Annotated in this window: 15 protein-coding genes; all 15 read left to right on the top strand. The window is 36.1% G+C overall.

Annotated elements, in window-relative coordinates:
• Positions 1-142: 142 nt before the first annotated feature.
• The 15 genes from cobO (at position 143) to PHD84_06455 (ending at position 19,020) form a co-directional block, all read left to right on the top strand.
• Complete coding sequence (gene cobO / locus PHD84_06385) at positions 143-658, top strand: cob(I)yrinic acid a,c-diamide adenosyltransferase (protein MDD5637425.1); 516 nt, start codon at positions 143-145, stop codon at positions 656-658.
• Positions 659-1,002: 344 nt separating this feature from the next.
• Complete coding sequence (locus tag PHD84_06390) at positions 1,003-1,257, top strand: DUF2007 domain-containing protein (protein ID MDD5637426.1); 255 nt, start codon at positions 1,003-1,005, stop codon at positions 1,255-1,257.
• 92 nt (positions 1,258-1,349) lie between these two features.
• Positions 1,350-1,826 (top strand): NAD(P)H-dependent oxidoreductase, encoded by a 477-nt coding sequence (locus tag PHD84_06395; GenBank protein ID MDD5637427.1) that lies wholly within the window; start codon positions 1,350-1,352, stop codon positions 1,824-1,826.
• A gap of 45 nt (positions 1,827-1,871) precedes the next feature.
• Positions 1,872-2,093 carry a NifU family protein gene (locus PHD84_06400; GenBank protein MDD5637428.1) on the top strand — a complete coding sequence of 74 codons (222 nt, stop codon included), beginning with the start codon at positions 1,872-1,874 and terminating at the stop codon, positions 2,091-2,093.
• Positions 2,094-2,149: 56 nt separating this feature from the next.
• The gene (locus tag PHD84_06405) at positions 2,150-2,725 is read left to right on the top strand and encodes a rubrerythrin family protein (GenBank protein ID MDD5637429.1); all 576 of its coding nucleotides are present in this window, start codon (positions 2,150-2,152) and stop codon (positions 2,723-2,725) included.
• 348 nt (positions 2,726-3,073) lie between these two features.
• The gene (locus PHD84_06410) at positions 3,074-3,931 is read left to right on the top strand and encodes a hypothetical protein (GenBank protein MDD5637430.1); all 858 of its coding nucleotides are present in this window, start codon (positions 3,074-3,076) and stop codon (positions 3,929-3,931) included.
• 93 nt (positions 3,932-4,024) lie between these two features.
• Positions 4,025-5,779 (top strand): 2-oxoacid:acceptor oxidoreductase subunit alpha, encoded by a 1,755-nt coding sequence (locus tag PHD84_06415; GenBank protein ID MDD5637431.1) that lies wholly within the window; start codon positions 4,025-4,027, stop codon positions 5,777-5,779.
• Positions 5,776-6,639, top strand: a complete 864-nt coding sequence (locus PHD84_06420) for a thiamine pyrophosphate-dependent enzyme (GenBank protein MDD5637432.1) — start codon at positions 5,776-5,778, stop codon at positions 6,637-6,639. Before PHD84_06415 ends, PHD84_06420 begins: the two co-directional genes overlap by 4 nt.
• Before the next feature lie 46 nt (positions 6,640-6,685).
• On the top strand, positions 6,686-8,200 hold the full coding sequence (locus tag PHD84_06425; GenBank protein ID MDD5637433.1) for a prolyl oligopeptidase family serine peptidase: 1,515 nt from the start codon (positions 6,686-6,688) through the stop codon (positions 8,198-8,200).
• A gap of 156 nt (positions 8,201-8,356) precedes the next feature.
• Positions 8,357-9,559, top strand: coding sequence for a lysophospholipid acyltransferase family protein (locus PHD84_06430; protein ID MDD5637434.1), 1,203 nt, complete (start codon positions 8,357-8,359; stop codon positions 9,557-9,559).
• 18 nt (positions 9,560-9,577) lie between these two features.
• Positions 9,578-10,933: a sodium:glutamate symporter gene (locus PHD84_06435; protein ID MDD5637435.1), complete on the top strand. Its 1,356-nt coding sequence runs from the start codon at positions 9,578-9,580 to the stop codon at positions 10,931-10,933.
• A gap of 144 nt (positions 10,934-11,077) precedes the next feature.
• Positions 11,078-12,007, top strand: coding sequence for a ribokinase (locus tag PHD84_06440; protein MDD5637436.1), 930 nt, complete (start codon positions 11,078-11,080; stop codon positions 12,005-12,007).
• Positions 12,008-12,181: 174 nt separating this feature from the next.
• Positions 12,182-12,607 carry an HIT domain-containing protein gene (locus PHD84_06445; GenBank protein MDD5637437.1) on the top strand — a complete coding sequence of 142 codons (426 nt, stop codon included), beginning with the start codon at positions 12,182-12,184 and terminating at the stop codon, positions 12,605-12,607.
• A gap of 22 nt (positions 12,608-12,629) precedes the next feature.
• Entirely contained in the window at positions 12,630-15,716 is a 3,087-nt protein-coding gene (locus PHD84_06450) for a PD-(D/E)XK nuclease family protein (GenBank protein MDD5637438.1), read from the top strand.
• The gene (locus tag PHD84_06455) at positions 15,709-19,020 is read left to right on the top strand and encodes a UvrD-helicase domain-containing protein (protein ID MDD5637439.1); all 3,312 of its coding nucleotides are present in this window, start codon (positions 15,709-15,711) and stop codon (positions 19,018-19,020) included. Before PHD84_06450 ends, PHD84_06455 begins: the two co-directional genes overlap by 8 nt.
• Positions 19,021-19,635 lie beyond the last annotated feature (615 nt).

Consider the following 19,635-nt stretch of genomic DNA (forward strand, 5'->3'; position numbering starts at 1 on the left):
GGACAATTACCACCTGATAATATGAACCTCAGGATAAAATAAATTAAAATATAGATTAATTATCTACCTTAAGTAAAAGATGTATTTCAGGGGTTCTCAAGGGGAAGAATTCCCCTTGAATATAATGGTAAGGAGTATTTTTATGAAAGGTCTGATTCAGGTTTATACCGGAAATGGAAAAGGAAAAACTACTGCCGCACTCGGTTTAGCATTAAGAGCAGCCGGCAGAGATAAAAAAGTATTAATAGTACAATTTATGAAAAAATGGGATTATGGTGAGTTGCATTCAATTAAACAAATTCCACAGATAACTATTAAAACCTTCGGAACCAGGGATTTTGTCTACAAAGGTAAAGCCAAGGAAATTGACTATCAGGAAGCTCGGAAGGCATTTGCAGAGGGAGTACAGGGTGCGATAAGCGGAAACTATGATGTTGTTATCTTTGATGAGCTTAATGTAGCACTCGACTTTGGTTTATTGGAAATACAAGAAGTAATAAATTTTATGAAAGACAAACCGGAGTCGGTAGAGGTGGTAATTACCGGTAGAAATGCTCTCCCAGAATTGCTTGATCTTGCTGACCTGGTAACAGAGATGTGTGAAATTAAACATCCTTTTCAGAAGGGTATTAAAGCGAGAATTGGAATTGAGTATTAAATTAATTTGCGCATTAGGATAATTATAGTAAAATAAAATAATGAATATATCTAAATTTTACAGCATAACTTTTATAGGGAAATACCTGTATGAGATTGCCACGCACTACCTAAGCAGTGCTTGCAATGACCTTGAAGTTTTTAGTTAAAGGTTTTCAGTTTTTAGTTAAACTAATGTAAAACAAATTGTTAACACTACTCGAAATTAATACAGTTAAACTTTTATTTGGGTATTACGCTTACCTATGATTTACGCAATATGCTCAACGCACTACGCATTACGACGTTATACTGTATACTTTATAGCGGTATACTCTATACTGTAATCAAGAAAGAATAATGATAATGGATAAAGATGAACAAGAATTTCGAGATTCAAAGATTGTTCTATTGTGTTCTGTGCCTACAGAAGTAGATGCTCTTCCTATTCAAAGTTTATTGGAAAGTTATGGTATAAAATGTATATTGCAATCAGATGTAACCAGATCGGTTCATCCTTTTGTGGTTGACGGATTAGCTGAGGTCAGGATTTTGATTTTAGAAAAGGATTTAACGAAAGCCAGAGAAGTTCTTCAAGATTCAGATTTCTCATTTTCCTGAGCAGCCTGGCATTATTTTTAAAAGATATTTGACATGGAAAGATGATTTTATTTCAACAGAAATAAAGTTATGGCAATATAAGGAGGTTATAGTTGGATAAGATTTTAATAATATATCATTCACAAAGCGGAATTGTACAGAAAATGGCTTATGCAGTAAAAGAAGGGATTGAAAAAGCTAATGGCTTTGAGGTTATAATAAAAAAAGCTGAACAGGTTAATCAGGAGGATTTAAGAGTAGTTTCTGGAATTGCTATTGGCACTCCTGATTACTTTGATTATATGGCGGGAACTGTTAAGGATTTTTTTGATAGAACTTTTTATGCCGTTCAAAGCAAAATTAAAGGCAGTTTAACTGCCAATATGCCCTGCGTTTTTTTTGTATCAGGAGGTACTGGTGGGGAACCTGCATTGGCAAGTTTAAGAAAAATTGGTATGTCTTTCAAGTTTAAGGTCATTGATTATGTTACTTGTGGTTCCCATCTCACTGAAGAAATTTTAGAACAATGCGAATTACTGGGTAAGAAATTAACTGAGGAAATTAAGAAAAAACAAGAAAATACAAAATAGAAGTGTTGATTTAATAGAAAACCAAAAGGAGGAATTACGATGTCTATGAAAGAACGAGTAACTGAAGCCCTGGAAAAGGTTAGGCCATCTCTACAGACTGATGGCGGAGATGTGGAGTTGATTGAAGTCACTGAAGATGGTATTGTCAAGTTAAAATTAACCGGTGCCTGTCGCGGTTGTCCCATGAGCCAGATGACTTTAAAGCTGGGTATTGAAAAGGCACTAAAACAAGCTATCCCTGAAATTAAGGAAGTTCAATCTGTCTAACAAATATAGATAATGAAATATTAGATATATGGCAATATAATATAAGGAGGAATTGTATGGGTAAATTAAAAGGCACAGAGACAGAAAAGAATTTATTGGCGGCATTTGCCGGTGAATCACAAGCCAGAAATAGATATACTTATTTTGCTAGTGTTGCTAAAAAAGAAGGATATGAACAAATTGCTGCCATATTTCAGGAAACCGCTGATAATGAGAAGGAGCATGCCAAAAGGTTTTTTAAGCTCTTAGAAGGTGGTGAGGTAGAGATTAAGGCAAGTTATCCTGCTGGAGTAATTGCGGATACAGCTCAGAACCTGAAAGCGGCTGCTGATGGCGAGCTATTGGAATGGGGGACTATCTATAAAGATGCTGCTCAGGTAGCCCGGCAGGAAGGATTCGCGAAAGTGGCTATACAATTTGAGGAAATAGCTAAAGTAGAAATGCATCATGAGGCAAGATATCGAAAATTACTGGAGAACTTGAAAAAGGGCAGTGTCTTTAAAAAGGATAAAAAGGTAACCTGGCATTGCCGAAATTGTGGTTATGTTTTGGAAGCCAAAGAAGCTCCCAATAAATGCCCAGCTTGTGAACATCCACAAGCTTTTTTCCAGTTGAAGGCAGATAATTTTTAATATGAGTAATGATTGCAGGTGAATAGTTTAAGTAAATATTATGATAAAAATAAATATTACAGTATAATGCCGGTATAGTCTGGCACAATTTATTGGGTAATTAAAAAGAAGCACTTTTATTTAAAAATGAGTATCTTAAAGTGCTTCTTTTTTGTTTAATCAAAAGAGAGCAATGATTATTTATTTCATTGCTTTAACGGGGTAGTTTGTCTATAATGATAGTAACAAATTTAAACATTATTGCAGGGAAAAGAGTGACTTTTTAGTTTGTCTATTGTTAACAGAGAAAGTAATAAGTAAAAATTTCTTTTCTAATTTAAGGAATAATTACAGGAGGCATAGTCAGTTATGGAATATCTTAGTATGTTTTTCTGGTTTTTCTTTATTTTTTCAGTACTATCTCCCTGGTTTAAGCAAAAAAATTTAGAATCATCCCGCATTGCCCTCATCCACCGTCTGGAAAAAAAGCGAGAGTCCCGGGTAATTGCCATGATTCACAGACAGGAAACTATGAGTATTCTCGGGATACCCATAGTTCGTTATATTAATATTGAAGATTCAGAAGCAATTTTAAGAGCTATCAGATTAACTGATGATAATGTACCTATAGATATTATCTTACATACCCCAGGAGGATTAGTGCTGGCCACCGAGCAGATTTCTCATGCTTTATTACGCCATAAAGGGAAGGTGACGGTATTTATCCCTCATTATGCAATGAGTGGTGGTACCATGATATCCTTGGCAGCAGATGAAATAATTATGGATGAAAATGCCGTTTTGGGTCCAGTAGATCCTCAATTAGGCCAATATCCAGCCATCTCTATATTGAATGTACTGAAAGATAAGGATAGGAATGAGATTGATGATGAAACTATTATTCAGGCTGATATGGCGCGAAAAGCAATCTCGCAAGTTTATACCTTTGTAAAAAAACTACTTACAGAAAATAAATGCAGTGAGGAGAAAGCTGAACACATCGCCAAAGTGCTTACCGAGGGAAGATGGACACATGATTATCCCATAAAGTATGAAGAGGCAAAGGAATTAGGCTTATGTGTATCTAGTGATATGCCCAAAGAAATCTATGAATTAATGGATCTTTACCCTCAGAGTCCTGGTGTTCGTCCATCAGTTCAGTATATCCCTGTACCATATAAAAAACCAATCCTACCGCCAGCTAAAAAGTCTAATCATAAAGAATAATTTATTTGTCTTTCTATTATTTTTTGCAAAAATAAAAACTTTGTGCCCCACAGACAATTTTCCCTTTATAAAGAAAGAGAGAAGGAGGAATTAATGAAAAGAGTAATAAAATCAATAACTCCGGAACAGGATATTTCTATTGTTCTTTGTGGCGAAGCAGGGCAAGGAATTCAAACGGTAGAACAATTGTTGACCAGAATATTAAAACTATCCGGTTATTACGTTTTTGCAACCAAGGAATATATGTCTCGGGTGAGAGGTGGAAGTAACTCTACTCAGATACGAGTATCCAGTAATCCGGTTCAAGCTCCCATTGCTCGTATTGATTTATTGATACCACTGGACAAAGAAGCTATAAAACATGTTTCCTCCCGGCTTGATAAGCATACCATTATTATTGGAGACCGGGAAAGGCTTGATACTGATAAAAAAGTGATCCAGGTATCATTTCTAAAGATAGCCCAGGAGATAGGCAAGTCAATTTATGCCAATATTATAGCAGTAGGGCTATTATTAGGATTGCTGGATGGAGATATCAAGGTTGGTAAGCATTTTTTGAAGGAATATTTTACCCAGAAGAACAAAGAGGAGTTTGTAGCAGATAATATAAAAGCCTTAGAAATGGGTTGCCAAGAAGCTCAGAGATTAATCAAAGAAGGTCAGATAAAACACAAACAATTTTCAAGACTGGAGAAATCAAATAAGGCGAAGAATAATCTATTGCTTAGTGGCGCAGAGGCAGTGGGATTAGGAGCAATAGCAGGGGGATGTAATTTTATCTCTTCCTATCCTATGTCACCCTCAACCGGCGTACTGGTCTTTTTAGCTCAGTATGCTCATGATTTTAATATTATTGCCGAGCAGGCTGAGGATGAAATAAGTGCCATTAATATGGCTCTAGGAGCCTGGTATGCGGGAGCACGTGCTATGATTACTACCTCCGGAGGAGGTTTTGCCCTTATGACTGAAGGTCTCAGTCTGGCTGGTATGTTAGAGAGCCCCCTGGTTATTCATCTATCTCAACGTCCTGGGCCAGCTACCGGTTTACCTACCCGAACCGAGCAGGGTGATTTACAATTAGCCCTCTATGCTGGTCATGGAGAATTTCCCCGAATAATACTTGCTCCAGCTAATATTGAGGATGCCTATAAACTCACTCAGAAAGCATTTTACTGGGCTGATCAATACCAGATTCCGGTCTTTATTTTAACTGATCAGTATACAATGGACACTTATTACAATATGAAAAAATTAAGTGTTCCCAGGGGGGAGATAGTCCGCTTTATTATCCAGACAGATTCTGATTATCAAAGGTATAATCTGAAGGTGAGGGATGGAGTTTCGCCAAGAGGGATTCCGGGCTTTGGTGAAGGCTTAATTCGGGTAGATAGCGATGAACATGATGAAATGGGTCTTATTACTGAGGATATGGAAATTAGAAAGAGAATGGTAGAAAAAAGAAATACCAAATGGCATTGGTTGAAAAAAGAAGCTTTAATACCAACACTGATCGGAGCTACTGATTATCGTGTTTTATGTGTGGGTTGGGGATCGACTTATAACATTATAAAAGAGGCATTAAATAGGTTAGATAAACCTGATATTGCTTTGCTTCATTTCCAGCAGGTTTATCCTATTTCTGAGACAAGCACTAATTATTTAAATAGAGCAGAGCAGGTTATTTCTATAGAAAACAATTTTGGTGGTCAGTTCAGTCAATTGTTGGAAATGCAAACGGGTATCAGTATAGGAACGAGGATATTAAAATATAATGGATTGCCTTTTTACGCTGATGAGTTGGCTCAAGAAATTAATAATATTTTAAAGGGGAAAGGAGGTCAAAAATGAAAAAAACTATGGATTTTGAACAACAGGCCATTAAACCAGCCTGGTGTCCTGGTTGCGGCAATTTTCTGATATTAAAAGCCCTGCAGCAGGCTTTTGCAGAACTTTCCTTAGTACCCCAGCAAGTGGTGATGGTATCCGGTATTGGTCAGGCAGCCAAAACTCCACAATACCTCAATATCCACATGTTCAATGGATTACATGGCAGGGCTTTACCCCCTGCTACGGCAATTAAAGCCTGTAATCCTGAGTTAACTGTTATTGCCGAGGGAGGAGATGGTGATATGTATGGAGAGGGTGGAAATCACTTTTTACATACTATCAGACGAAATCCCGATATAACCCATTTAGTTCATAATAATATGGTTTATGGGCTTACTAAAGGGCAGGCTTCACCTACCAGCGAACTTGGATTTAAAACGCCATTACAGGTGGATGGTGTTATATCTGATCCCATTAATCCTATAGCTCTTGCTATCTCTCTGGAGGCTTCCTTTGTAGCTCGTGTTTTTTGCGGCAATATAGAGCACACCGTGGAAATTATTAAAAAGGCTATAAAACATCCAGGATATGCTCTGGTAGATATCTTTCAACCCTGCGTTACTTTTAATAAAGTAAATACCTTTAAGTGGTTTCAGGAACATACCTATATCCTGCAGGACCACGATGTTTATGATAGAAATACGGCTTTTATTAGAGCGACCGAAAGAGAAAAACTACCACTGGGCATTTTTTATCAAAATGAGCAGAAAAAGACCTTTGAACAAAAATTAACAGTGCATAAAGAGCAAAAGACAGCCTTTTTATTCCGGTCTATAAATAGAAATAGAGTAGAAGAGTTATTAAAAGGAAAACAGTACTGAAATATCTAAGGCAAAAATAAAGAATTAAAGGAAGGAAGTAATAATATTGATTGAAGCTATTGGTAATAAATTTGGAAGGACAAAGTTATTTTGTGTAGTGAGTATTCTCTTAATCATTTTTTTAAGTACTATGAACTTTATTTTAGTAGGAGTAGCCCAACAAGCAATTACAGCGCAGGATTATGTAGTAGATAAGTTTGATTCAGCTATATTTCAGCTATATTTTAAATCCATGGAGGAATTAGATAGCCAGGAAATGGAATTTATAGATTTACTCTCTACTGAACCGCATGACAGGCAAATGTTTTATGGGAAAAAGGTATATCAAGGTGGTTTTACTTCAAATTTATTTTCTCAGCTGCAAGAGGAAGTAGAAGAGAGGGAAAAAACGCCATTGCTAAAAGAGGAGGATTTAATACCTCAAGATTTGCCTTTTCCCACCTTGCCACCTATGAAATTATGGGAAAAACTTTATGCCTATATGGTTTCCGTGCCAAAAATTGTTAGTACCACTGAGTATAATCGCTTTGCCATTTGCGGAGTTGATCCCTCTCGCAGCGAAAGAGTAGTAAAGAGGATAAAGAATTATTTTGATTGGTGCAGCCAATGGTCTAAAGAAGGACAGGAACTAGAAGTTTTAGCAGAAAAAGCACAGAGGGAAGGAAATATTTTTCTGGCTCGCAGACTCTTTCATGAAGCTGCCGGCTGTTATCATATAGGCGCCTTTATTAACTATTATGATGTAGAAGAGAAAATACAGGCACAGGAAGAAGCCAGAAAGTGTTATAAAAAAGCTATTGCCCTATATAAAGAAAAGGACAGACCCATTAAAATTGAAATACCTTTTCGAGGAGTGGAAATACCGGGGTATCTAATGTTAAATGAAAAGCCCGAACAGCCCTTAATTCTCTTTGTTAATGTCTTGAATAACATTAAAGAGGTGGAAAATCATTTCTTTGCTCAGTATTTTTTAAGAGCAGGTTTCAATGTATTCAGCTTTGATGGACCCGGGCAGGGAGAAATGCATAAAAAGATGCGTTTAACTCCTGATTATGAGCAAGCCATCATCACTATTATTGACTGGTTAGAAAGCAATAATACTTTTAATATAGATATGGAACGAATTGGAGTGATAGGAATGAGTTTTGGGGGGTTATCCTCTGTTATTGCTGCTGCCCTGGATTCCAGGATTGATTGTGTAATAAGTAATGGTGGATATGCCTATTTTCCTCCCCTTTCCCATATAAAAAAATTAAGTATCCCAACCAGACGTTCGGTATACTATATGACTGGTTATAATAGCATGAAGGAGATTTCCAAAGAATTTGGTCATGTTGATATTAAGAAATATCCACCCCTGGAACGCCCCATGCTGATTATCCAGGGAGGAAAAGATAAGACAGTCCCCCCAGAGCATGCTTATTATTTTATGGAATGGGCAACCGGGAAGGATAAGGAGTTGCTCTACTTTGAAGATTCCGGTCATTGTTGCCAGGATCGTTTTGATTTAGTTATACCTTATACTATTGATTGGTTCAGAAAGTATTTGATTAATATGTAAATGATTTTTACATCATCGTTGTGAAGGAAATGCACTTTAAACACAACACATTACGATATACGATATCCGTTATGCCATATACTATTTTAGGAATTAGCAAGGAGAAGAATTCCCCTTGAATATCCCGATAGTTTTTCCTAATATAAAGAAATATTTATGAATAAAGGCCATAAAAAATTACCTAATAAAATGGTGTCCAGGATAGTCTTAAGTTCTCTTAAATGGTATCTGGGCACTTTTTTCTGTTTACAACTGGAAAGAAATGATACCTGCGGTTTGAATCCTCCCTATCTATTGATTGGTAATCATGCCAATTTTTGGGATGGCTTTTTAGCTAATCTTTTTATTAAGGATCCTATCTGTTTCCTGGTTTCAGATGAATATTTTAGAAAGCCAATTTTGAGAAGACTACTAGAAATTGAAGGTTCTATTCCCAAGAAAAAATTCTTAGCAGATTTTTCAGCCATAAAGGAAGCTTTGAGAGCAAAGGAAACGGAACGAATTATCGGTATCTTTCCGGAAGGCAGACGTAATTGGGATGGCTCAGTGCAGGAAATAATATTTGCCACTGCTAAGTTGATTAAAATGCTAAAAATACCCGTGGTAAGAGTGTTATTAAAGGGCTCATACTTGACCTTCCCCCGCTGGGCTCGTTTTAAAAGAAAAGGGAAAATAATTTTAAATTATAAACTAATTATGATGCCCGATAAGATTCAGGAAATGTCAGTCGATAATATTTTTCAAAAAATTACGGCTAGTCTTACTTATCGGGAATATGATTTCCAAAGAAAGGCAATGAATATTTATCAGGGTAGAAACTTAGCGGAAAGATTAGAATTATTTCTCTATTTCTGTCCCAACTGCCAGGAAATAGGTACACTCTATTCCCGGGGGGATGATCTGTTTTGTCGTAGATGTAATTATGAGGTAAGGTATGATCAGTATGGTTTTTTAACTACCGAGGGGAAACAGCTTTATTTTGATAATCCGGCAGACTGGAATCAATGGCAAATTGATTGGAGCAAAAACTTTTTAAGGAATTATCAGAAAAATGATTATAAGGGTAATCTTGTTCAGGATGAAGGAGTTAATTGTGCCATAATTAAACAATTTAAAAAATTAAAGCCATTGCCGGACTGTAAGCTTATATGGCAGGGGAGAGAGCTGATTTTGACTAAAAATGAAAAAGAATATCTACGGTTTGAACTGAAAGAGATTAAAGGGATAAATGTTCAGTATAATAATCGTTTCGAATTTTATTATAAAGAACAATTGTATCAATTTTATTTTAATTCCGACTCAATTTCAGCCTATAAGTGGTGTATAATGATAAGACTGGCTCAGCAGATATTCTTCTAATACATATGGGGAGGATTTATGAACGAAAACTGGTCTCTGGTTATTGATTTTTTGTGGCTTTCTTTATTTATAGGTATTGGTGTATTTTTCAAAAGGAAGGTCTTTTTTTTCCAGAAGTTTCTTTTTCCAACGGCAATTATTGCTGGTTTTATTGGTTTGTTATTGGGAAGAGAGGCATTACAGTTAGTAGATTTGGATAGAGAAAGACTGGGTAGCTTGGTCTATCATTTAATGGCTATCGGTTTCATCTCTATTGCTCTTAAAAAAAGAGAACACCTGCGTAGTCGTGATATCTTTAATTCCGGGGTTTACATTGTTAGTATTTATGTGGTGCAGGGAATTATAGGATTTATAATCTCTCTTCTTCTAGCTAATACAGTTTTCCCTGATTTGTTTCCCTCTTTTGGATTATTATTACCTCTGGGATTTGGCCAGGGACCAGGACAGGCTTATGCTATAGGTCGTCAGTGGGAGGAAGTCGGATTCTTTCAGGGTGGGAATATCGGCCTTTCTATTGCTACCATAGGTTTTCTCTGGGCTTGTATTGTCGGAGTCATATTGGTGAATTATTTAATAAAAAAGGGTATCTTTTCTATTAATCTGGATAAATATGCTGTCAGAGAAAAGATACATGAAGAAATGGATTCCGGTGAATTACCCTTAGCTGCATCACTGGATGATATCTCTATTCAACTATTTTTGATAGGATTGATATATCTGGCTACATATTTAACTTTATTAGGTCTCAATAGAATATTGTTACCTCTAGGAACTTTTGGTGAGACACTTGCTCAGCTATTATGGGGATTTCATTTCATCATTGGCACTATCTATGCTATTCTGTTAAGAGTTATTTTTAATCAAATGAAGAAGATGAAGATTATGAATCATGAATACCCCAATAGTTATATGCTGCAAAGAATTGCTGGAGGGTGTTTTGATTTTATGATAACTGCAGCAATTGCCGCTATTTCTATAAAAACACTACATTATTACATGATTCCCACCTTGCTTATTACTACAATAGGAGGCATAATTACTATTATTTTTATTCTCTGGATGACTCCTCGTGTTTTCAAGAGTGATATTTTACAAAATATTATAGCTTTTTATGGTACTTATACCGGAACCATTTCCACTGGAATGGCTTTATTAAAGCAGGTAGATCCGGGTTTTAATTCCGGTGCTTCGGAAAACATTGTGCTGGGTAGCGGTATTGCTCTTATTTTTGGCTTTCCGCTTATGGTTATGTTAAATATTCCTATATTTGGGTATATTACTAAGCAGCCGGTAATGTACTTTGTTGCCTTGCTCTCTTTTTTAGCCTATTTCGGGATACTTTGTTTCATTCTTTATAAGAACAGAGCAAAGTAAGTTATGAATTTTCATTAAAAAGATAGTCGATAGTCTGTACCGTAATAGAAAATAGCTGCATATTTAGCAATTTTTGACATTAGCAAAGTCTTATCACATAATATATAATAAAGAAGAAAATAAGTGCGATAAGGTTTAGAGAAGATGTCAACAGTTATTGTTATAGGAGCGATTAATCTGGATTGTCTGGTATATATTCCTCATTTTCCGAATAAGGGGGATAATATGCGGGTTAGAGATTTAAGATGCTCCTTAGGAGGGAGAGGTGCCAATCAGGCAATAGCTCTCACTAATTTAAAGGTAGCTGCTTTATTGTTAGGCAAGGTAGGAAATGATTTTGCCGGAGACTATACCCTTTCTGTCTTAAGAAAGTTCAAGGTCAATACTGAATATATTTTTAAAAGTAGCAGTGGGAAGACTGGTATATGTTCTATCCTGGTTAGTCCCGATGGAGAAAATACTATTATGGGTTTCCCGGCTATGAATCGCATGATACAACCTGATTACTTAATACGTTTTGAATATCTTTTTGAAATGGCTCAGTGGCTAAGCATTTCTCTGGAATATCCCTTAGAAACAGTGGAATTTGCCCTTAAATTAGGTAGGAAATACGGCTTGAAGACGATACTAGATCCTTCTCCTTTAATGGAAATGCCAAAACGAAATATATGGAATATGGTAGATTATGTACTGCCTAACGAAAAAGAGATAGAAATGCTAACTGGTGAAGAAGAAATACTTCAAGGAGCTACCGTATTAAAGAATTGGGGAGCAGGAGATATAATTATCAAACAGGGTAGGCAGGGATGCAGTTTTTTATGCCAGGATAATTTGATTAATGTACCAGCTTTTCTGGTAAAATCAGTATTGGATACCACTGGTGCGGGTGATTTATTTAATGCCGCTTTTATCTATGGTTTAATACAATCAAATTCTATTCCTAAAGCAGCACAAATTGCCAATCTGGTAGCTTCTTATGCAGTCCAGAAACCTGGAACCTGCGAATCCTACCCAGAACGAAGGGAAATAGACTGGGAACAACTTGAAAAAAGAAAAAAAGATTTATTATTTTAGAAATAATCGTAATAGTAAGATAGAAGTAAAAATCTATTGCCCAGCATTGGTTCAAACCAAATTTATTAAATAATAATTATGGGATATATTAATTTACTGCTTTTTGCTTAGTTTTTTTAAAAACAACTGCTCTGCGGTGTGATGCTTACCGGATCTCAGTTAAGGAGTTTTGTTATGTCTGAAAAATGTGTCTTTTGTCAGATTATTAGTAAAGAAAAATATGCCTATCTGGTACATGAAGATGAAAAATGTGTGGCATTTCTGGATGCCTATCCAGTTACAGAGGGTCATACCCTGGTAATACCAAGAGAACATTATAAAAGCATTTATGAAATTCCAGAAGATATTCTTGCTCATATTATGACAATTTGCAAAAAATTGGCTCTTGATTATCAACAAATATTTCAGACTATTGGTTTAAACATTATCCAATCTAATGGGGTTGCCGCCAAACAAACAGTTTTTCATTTTCATGTACATCTTGTTCCGCGCTATTTCCAGGATGGATTGACCCTTTTTCGCCACCATTTTGACAGATATGAAAATGACCTCTCTCAGGTTTATAATAAAATTGTGACCTTCCAGAAACAATCCAAGTGAGTCCGGTAAATAGGTAGATTAAATGTATCAATTTTTAAGTTATTTACAAAATTTAGATAAACAATATTTATTCCAGAAAAAAATTATCCTGGTACCTTCTTATCTGGATGGAAATGCCTTAAGAAAAAACTTAACTCTAAATGGGTTTTCAGCTTTAAATTTTAATATTGCTACACTTTTTGATATTGCTCGAGAAATATGCTTGCCAGTTTTATTAAAAAATGGATGGAAAATTTTAGACAGTACTTTAGGGCAGATACTGGTCCTTGAGATTCTAAGGAGACTATCTTCAGAAGAAAAATTAACCTATTTTAAATTACCATTTTTCTCTCCTCTTCTGGCTAAATCAATATTTAGAACTATTAAAGAGATAAGAGTATCTGGTTATTCCTCTCTCAATTTTCCCCGAGAAATCCTGACAAATTCTCCAAAAATGAATGATCTTTTTCTGGTGATGCTCCATTATGAACAGGAACTGAAGGAAAGAAATGTGATAGACGAGGCAGAACTTTATCACAATGCTGAGAAGTTAAAGTCGAGAGAGAAAGAAATAATATTTCTGGTTCCTTCTAATCTACCGTTGAATAAGGTAGAACTTAGATTTTTTAACAAAAAAATAAGACCAAATGCATTTCTGCTTCAGTTTAACTGTCCAGAAGTTATGGCAGCTCCACATTATTTCCCCCTGACTACCAATCAGGGAACTACAGAATTGATAGAAGAAAGTATTTTTAATGCACTGTATCACAGAGAAGAGATTGATTCACTGCCATTGCCATTTCTGGATATAGAATTTTGTCAGACTTACGGAGAATATAATGAAACCAGGGAAGTTTTAAGAACAATTATCAAAGAGGGATATTCTTTTGATCAGGTACAGGTTTTTTATGCCACTCAGGAACCTTATTCTCAGTATTTTTACCAATTATCTCGTCTTTATCAAATCCCAATGACTTTTCACAGCGGTATCAATATAAAAAATAGCCATCCCGCTCAATTTTTGCTCTCTTTACTTGATTGGATTAATGATAACTATAGTGTTGCTAAACTGATTACTCTTTTAAATAGCTCCTGTATTGATATAAATTTAAAGGATTCCCTAACTATACCAAAATTTGTTTCATTGCTCAGGGAATCTCCTATTGGTTGGGGGAGAGAACGTTACATTCCAGGTATCAATATGGCTATCGAAGATAGAAAAAAAATAATGGAAAATATCTCCCAGGAAAAAGCAAGGGCATTATCCAAAGAGATACAATACTTGCTTGCTATCAAAGACTGGATAATGAAGATATTTACAGAAATCCCTTATCATAAATTTCAACATCGTATTTCCCTTTCTCAACTGGCTGGTAGTCTGGCTCGCATGGTAGAGAGATATGCTCTGGTAGAAAATAATAATATTGATGAAGAAGCGATATCTAATATTAATCAGAAATTAGGTGCTCTGGAGCAAAATATCTCAGCTGAATTTCCTATCAATGAGGCATTATTCTTAATTAAAAATATAATTGAGCAGGAACGTGTTAACTGTTCTCTACCTATGCCCGGTCATTTACATATTGCCAGTTATAAGAAGGGAATCTGGTTCAGTCGTTTTTACACTTTTCTGGTAGGTATGGATTATCAAAAATTTCCGGGCAGTTCTGAGGAAGAGGTGGTATTGCTTGAGACAGAAAAAGAGCTTTTTAAACATCTACTCAGTAATAATCAAAAAAATAAGATGGAACAATTGCGTTTACTTCAGCTCATATTAGCACAGAGAGGGAAAATATATTTGTCTTTTTCCTGTTATGATACCACAGGTCAGCGTGAACAAGCTCCTGCTAACCTGATGCTTCAGCTTTACCGACTTCAGAAAAAGAATATTCATCTTGATTATAGCGTTTTTTATCAGAGTTTGAGCCCGGTGAGAAATTTTATTCCTCAAAGTAATATAGAAATTTTAGATGAAGGAGAGCTTTTTCTCTATTTTACCAAAAAAGAGAAGAGAGACTTACAGTTAATTTTTAATCAGAAGTACAGTTCCTTTCAGAAAGGGATTCAAGCCGATAAAATCAGAAGAGAAGAGGGATTTAATGTATTTAATGGCAGGATTAATATTAATACCAGTGTTGTTGATCCCCGCCAGAACAGAGGCATAGTATTATCCGCTTCCAGATTGGAAAGAATCGCCTATTGCCCCTATCTCTATTTACTGGTTGATATTCTGAAGATAAAACCAGTGGAAGAAATGGTTTATGATCCCACAACCTGGCTGGGTCCTCTGGAAAGGGGATCATTGCTCCATCAAATTTATGAAAAATTTTATCAAGTACTACTTGGTAATTCCAAGGGAAAGAAAATAGCGCCTTCCTTTTCTCAACACTGGTCTTTGTTGGAAGAAATTATTGAGGAAAGTCTGGCAGAAAAAAGAAGATATTTAGCCCCACCAGGAGAATTGATTTATGAGGCAGAAAAGAAAGAGATAGTAGAGTCCTGTCAGGTCTTCCTCGCTGAAGAGGAAGAAAATTATAAAGGGCAATTCCCCCAATACTTTGAACTTGCTTTCGGTACCAGGGATAGTCAACACGAAATTTTAGGAAAGGTTAAAGCGATTGAATTAAACCTTCCTGATGGAGGTAGAATCAGTCTTCAGGGAAAGATTGACCGGGTAGACCTGCTTCCTGATGGTACTTTCCGGATAATTGATTACAAGACAGGTGTTTCTAAGGATTATAGGAGAAGAAATCCTTTCCGCCATGGTCAACAGATTCAGCATGCCTTATATGCTATTGCTCTGGAAAAAATATTAGCCAAGAAGGAAAGGAATGGTCAACTAAAAGTTAGTGAATCTGGCTATTATTTTCCTACTATGGCCGGTCAGGGAAACCTTGTTTTATATAAGCAAGATAACAGAGAGCAGGTCTTAGAAATAATACAAATTTTGCTGAATATAGTAGCAAGGGGAAATTTTGCCATGATTCAAAATCCAGATGAGTTAATGTGTCTTGATTATAAAGACATCCTAGAGCAAAATGAAGTAATTATACTAAAAGGGGAAAAAGGTGGAAAGTATCATAATGAACCAGCTCTGGAGGAGATAAGGAGGTTGCAGCAATTTGAATAGGGAACAGAAGATGATTCTTCATGACCAGGAAGCTAGAAATCAAATCTTTAATGATTTTAATCATAATTTTCTGGTTGAAGCCAGTGCTGGTTCAGGTAAAACATCCTGTCTGGTAAAAAGGATGGCAGCATTGGTTAAGGCTGGAAGATATTCTGTGGAACAGATTGCCGCTATCACCTTTACTCGTAAGGCTGCTTTTGAGCTGAAAGAACGATTTCAACAAGAAATAGAGCGAGAACTTCAGAAAATAAATTCTCCAGCACAGAAGAGCTTGCTTTTTAAGGCACTAATTAATATCGAGCAGTGTTATATAGGTACAATTCACTCTTTTTGTGCCCGCATTCTGAGAGAACGTCCCATAGAGGCGGGACTCGATCCTACTTTTAAAGAGCTGGATGAAATTGATAATATCCTGTTTATGGAGCAAGCCTGGGAACAATATCTATCCAATCTAAAGGTGCAGGACTCTGCCCTGTTTCAGAATTTAGCAATGTTGGGGATTCCGATTCTAAATCTTAAGGAAAGCTACAAACAGGTTTGTCAGTATCCTGAAGTACAAATATTGCATGAAAAAGTAGACAATCCTCAACTGGATTCCACCATGAATGAATTATTCTCATTTTGTGAGGAAGCAATACAGTACATACCGGAACAGGGATCCGAAAGGGGATATGATTCAATTCAGCAGGCGATTCTTCAAGTTCAAAAGTTCAAAAGATACCATCCTTATAGTCAGAAAGATTTTTATAAAATTTCTTTGTTAGAGCCATTCTCTAAGAATTTTCATGGGGCAGGAAGCATAATTCTCAATCGCTGGCTCTCCAAAGAAAAAGCAAAAGAGTATCGGGATATTATATTACCAGAGCTAAAGGAAAAATATATTGAACCAGCTATAGAAAGATGGCGGGAATACTGTCATGACCATATCTTTCGTTTTATCAAACCAGCTGTAGAATATTACCACCAGTTTAGAGAAAAGCACTCTATGCTCAACTTTCAGGACCTATTGTTAAGGGCTGCTTTTCTTTTACGCAATAATCCAGAGACACGTCTCTATTTTCAACAAAAATATCGAACTATACTGGTTGATGAGTTTCAGGATACTGATCCCATCCAGGCTGAAATTATCTTTTATTTAACCGGTGAACAGTTGACCGAAATAGAATGGGGAAAATTAGATCCTCGTGCCGGTAGCTTATTTATGGTTGGTGATCCTCAGCAATCAATTTATCATTTTCGCAGAGCTGATATTGCAGTTTATAAAAAGGTTAAAAGATTAATGATAGATAGTAACGGAAAAGTCATCAAACTGAATGCCAATTTTCGTTCCCTTCACTCTATTGGTCGTTATATTAATCCTCTTTTCCAGGATTTATTTAACCGCGAGGAAGATGAATTTCAGGTGAGCTATTCTCCTATGCAAACTATCCGAGAGGATAAAAGGGGATTTCTTTCAGGTGTGCGTCAAATTATTATTACCCGGGAGAAAGATAAAAAGAAGACCATAGAGAATGATGCGCAATCTATTGCTTTGTTGATCAGGGATTGGATAGATAAGAGGCTGACAATGGTGCGAACAGATGAGGAATTGCAGCAGGGGAAACAACCTGAGGTAGATTATCGTGATTTTATGATTTTATTACGTTACAAAAGTGGTATGGAGATATACTCACGAGTACTAAGCGAATATGGTATTCCAGTTACAGTATCGGGATATGCCTCCTTGAATGAATCACAGTGCCTTCGTGAATTATTGAAATTATTACGTTTGTTAAAAGATCCTGAAAATCAGGTATTGTTGGTTGCAGTTTTACGAGGTATTTTTTATGGTTTCTCTGATGAGGAGCTCTATTACTATAAAGAAGCCGGGGGAAAATTTGATTTCTTCTCTGAACTTCCTGGTGAGCCGGAGAATGATTTAAGACAGAAATTTTATGATGTCTTCCAACAATTAAGAAGTTATTATTCCTGGTGTTCAGAATATTTACCGGTAGTGGTGCTGGAGAAAATTATGATTCAATCAGGTTTACTGCCCTATCTCTGCGCTGAAATGAGTGAGAAGGAGCAGGGTAATGAGCTGTTTTTCATCCTGGAATATCTACGTCAATCAGAAATGAGAGATTTTTTTAACTATGCCGGAATGATAGAACAACTGGATAAATTATTGCTGTCGGGAGTAGAAGAAGAGTTTAGCATGAAGGTAGAAGAAAATGCGGTTCGTATAATGAATTTACACAAGGCTAAGGGACTGGAATCACCCATTGTCTTTCTGGCCATTCCTTATAATACTCGTAAACCAGGACCAGAATATCATATTGAACGTCTTTCTGATATTCCTAGAGGGCATTTTTTAGTCAAGAAATACCAATATTTTGGTAAGGGCAAGATAATTGGCCAGCCCCAAAAATGGAAGGAATACTGCCAGATAGAATCTTCCTATCTGGATGCTGAAGAGATCCGCCTGCTTTATGTAGCAGCGACCAGGGCAAAAAATCTGCTGGTAATCAGTAGTTTTGGGACCAATTATCAGGATAATAGTCAAAATTCCTGGAAATACTTGTTAAGGGAGAACAAGTCAGAGATGATTTTAAAGGTTCCCGAGAAAAAGGGTATTCAACCTGAAAAAAGAAAAAAGAGCTATAGTTTAAGGGAATATGAAACAGAGAAAAAGAAGATAGAACAAGGGAAAAGGGCAATCACCGCAATCAGTTATATTGAAAGCACTGTCTCCCGACAGGCTGAATTTTCTGAAATACAGTCTCCCCTTATCCCCACAGTTGATAAAGGTGGGAGAAAATGGGGTAATGCAGTTCATAAGGTACTGGAATATGTGGTGAGAGAACAAGCAGAAGATGATTTACTCCGAGCCTACATAATTTATACCTTAGAAAAAAACAATATAGAACTTTATCGCAAAGATGAACTTTATGATATTGTCCAGAAATTTATTAATAGTGATTTGTATAAACGTTTAGAAAAAGCACTTCAGAGATTTACTGAACTGCCTTTTAATTTAAAAATAATGCCAGAGGATCCCTTATATCAGGAATTAATTTCAATAGAAGAGGAAAAGAATAGGATTGAAAGAAAACCGATTGTGCTAACGGGCACTATTGACCTGGTTTTTCGAGAAGCAGAGGGATGGGTAATGGTGGATTATAAAACTGATTGTCCGGTAGAGAAAAGAGATTATGCCAAATTGAGACAACTTTATCAGGTGCAAATTGCTACCTACACCACAATATGGCAGAAGATAGGCAAAGAAAAGGTAAAAGAAAGTCTCATTTACTTTGTTACAGAATAGCCAGGGATTAATCCCTGGCTATTCTGTGGTATTTAATTACAGTTTATTTTATTCTAAGTGTGGCAGGCTGGCTTTAGCATAACCCTGCATTTTGTTGATCGAGATATACTTTAAAACCCTTCGATAAAAAGAAATCCTTATAATCAATGGTCAGGGATGTTATGCTGTCAGCTAATTTTTGATCTAAAATAAAATCAAAATTATCTATCTTTAAGTTTGCATCCTCTTTATTTTGCTCATCCAGAGCAACATCAAATCTAGGACCGCTTCAGCCAATACCGGTCATCATGATACGGATTTTTTTAGCGGATTGTCCCTGCTCCCTCAGCATGTTTTCTAACTGTTGTTTAGCTTTTTCAGTAATATTTATTTTCATTATTTTCTGTTCTCTCTATAATAATTTTTAGATTGTGCCAATCACAGTTGCTTCTCTTCAGGTTTATATCATAACATGAAAAAGAATAATGTCAACTATTGTCTGATGAGATGTCTGTGTCAAATTTTTGTGGGTACTTTTTTCTGCTGCCAAAATGTTCCTGGTTTCAGGTAGACCTACCTTACAGGTTAGAAAAGACTATGATAGCTTAAAATACACATCAAATACCCTTCTTTTAT

Source organism: Atribacterota bacterium (assembly GCA_028717805.1).
Lineage (GTDB): Bacteria > Atribacterota > Phoenicimicrobiia > Phoenicimicrobiales > Stramentimicrobiaceae > Stramentimicrobium.

Bases quoted from the DNA above. Each gene is read 5' to 3' on its own strand.
- cobO (MDD5637425.1), top strand. From the start codon at position 143: ATGAAAGGTCTGATTCAGGTTTATACCGGAAATGGAAAAGGAAAAACT.
- PHD84_06390 (MDD5637426.1), top strand. From the start codon at position 1,003: ATGGATAAAGATGAACAAGAATTTCGAGATTCAAAGATTGTTCTATTG.
- PHD84_06400 (MDD5637428.1), top strand. From the start codon at position 1,872: ATGAAAGAACGAGTAACTGAAGCCCTGGAAAAGGTTAGGCCATCTCTA.
- PHD84_06405 (MDD5637429.1), top strand. From the start codon at position 2,150: ATGGGTAAATTAAAAGGCACAGAGACAGAAAAGAATTTATTGGCGGCA.
- PHD84_06410 (MDD5637430.1), top strand. From the start codon at position 3,074: ATGGAATATCTTAGTATGTTTTTCTGGTTTTTCTTTATTTTTTCAGTA.
- PHD84_06415 (MDD5637431.1), top strand. From the start codon at position 4,025: ATGAAAAGAGTAATAAAATCAATAACTCCGGAACAGGATATTTCTATT.
- PHD84_06420 (MDD5637432.1), top strand. From the start codon at position 5,776: ATGAAAAAAACTATGGATTTTGAACAACAGGCCATTAAACCAGCCTGG.
- PHD84_06430 (MDD5637434.1), top strand. From the start codon at position 8,357: ATGAATAAAGGCCATAAAAAATTACCTAATAAAATGGTGTCCAGGATA.
- PHD84_06435 (MDD5637435.1), top strand. From the start codon at position 9,578: ATGAACGAAAACTGGTCTCTGGTTATTGATTTTTTGTGGCTTTCTTTA.
- PHD84_06440 (MDD5637436.1), top strand. From the start codon at position 11,078: ATGTCAACAGTTATTGTTATAGGAGCGATTAATCTGGATTGTCTGGTA.
- PHD84_06445 (MDD5637437.1), top strand. From the start codon at position 12,182: ATGTCTGAAAAATGTGTCTTTTGTCAGATTATTAGTAAAGAAAAATAT.
- PHD84_06450 (MDD5637438.1), top strand. From the start codon at position 12,630: ATGTATCAATTTTTAAGTTATTTACAAAATTTAGATAAACAATATTTA.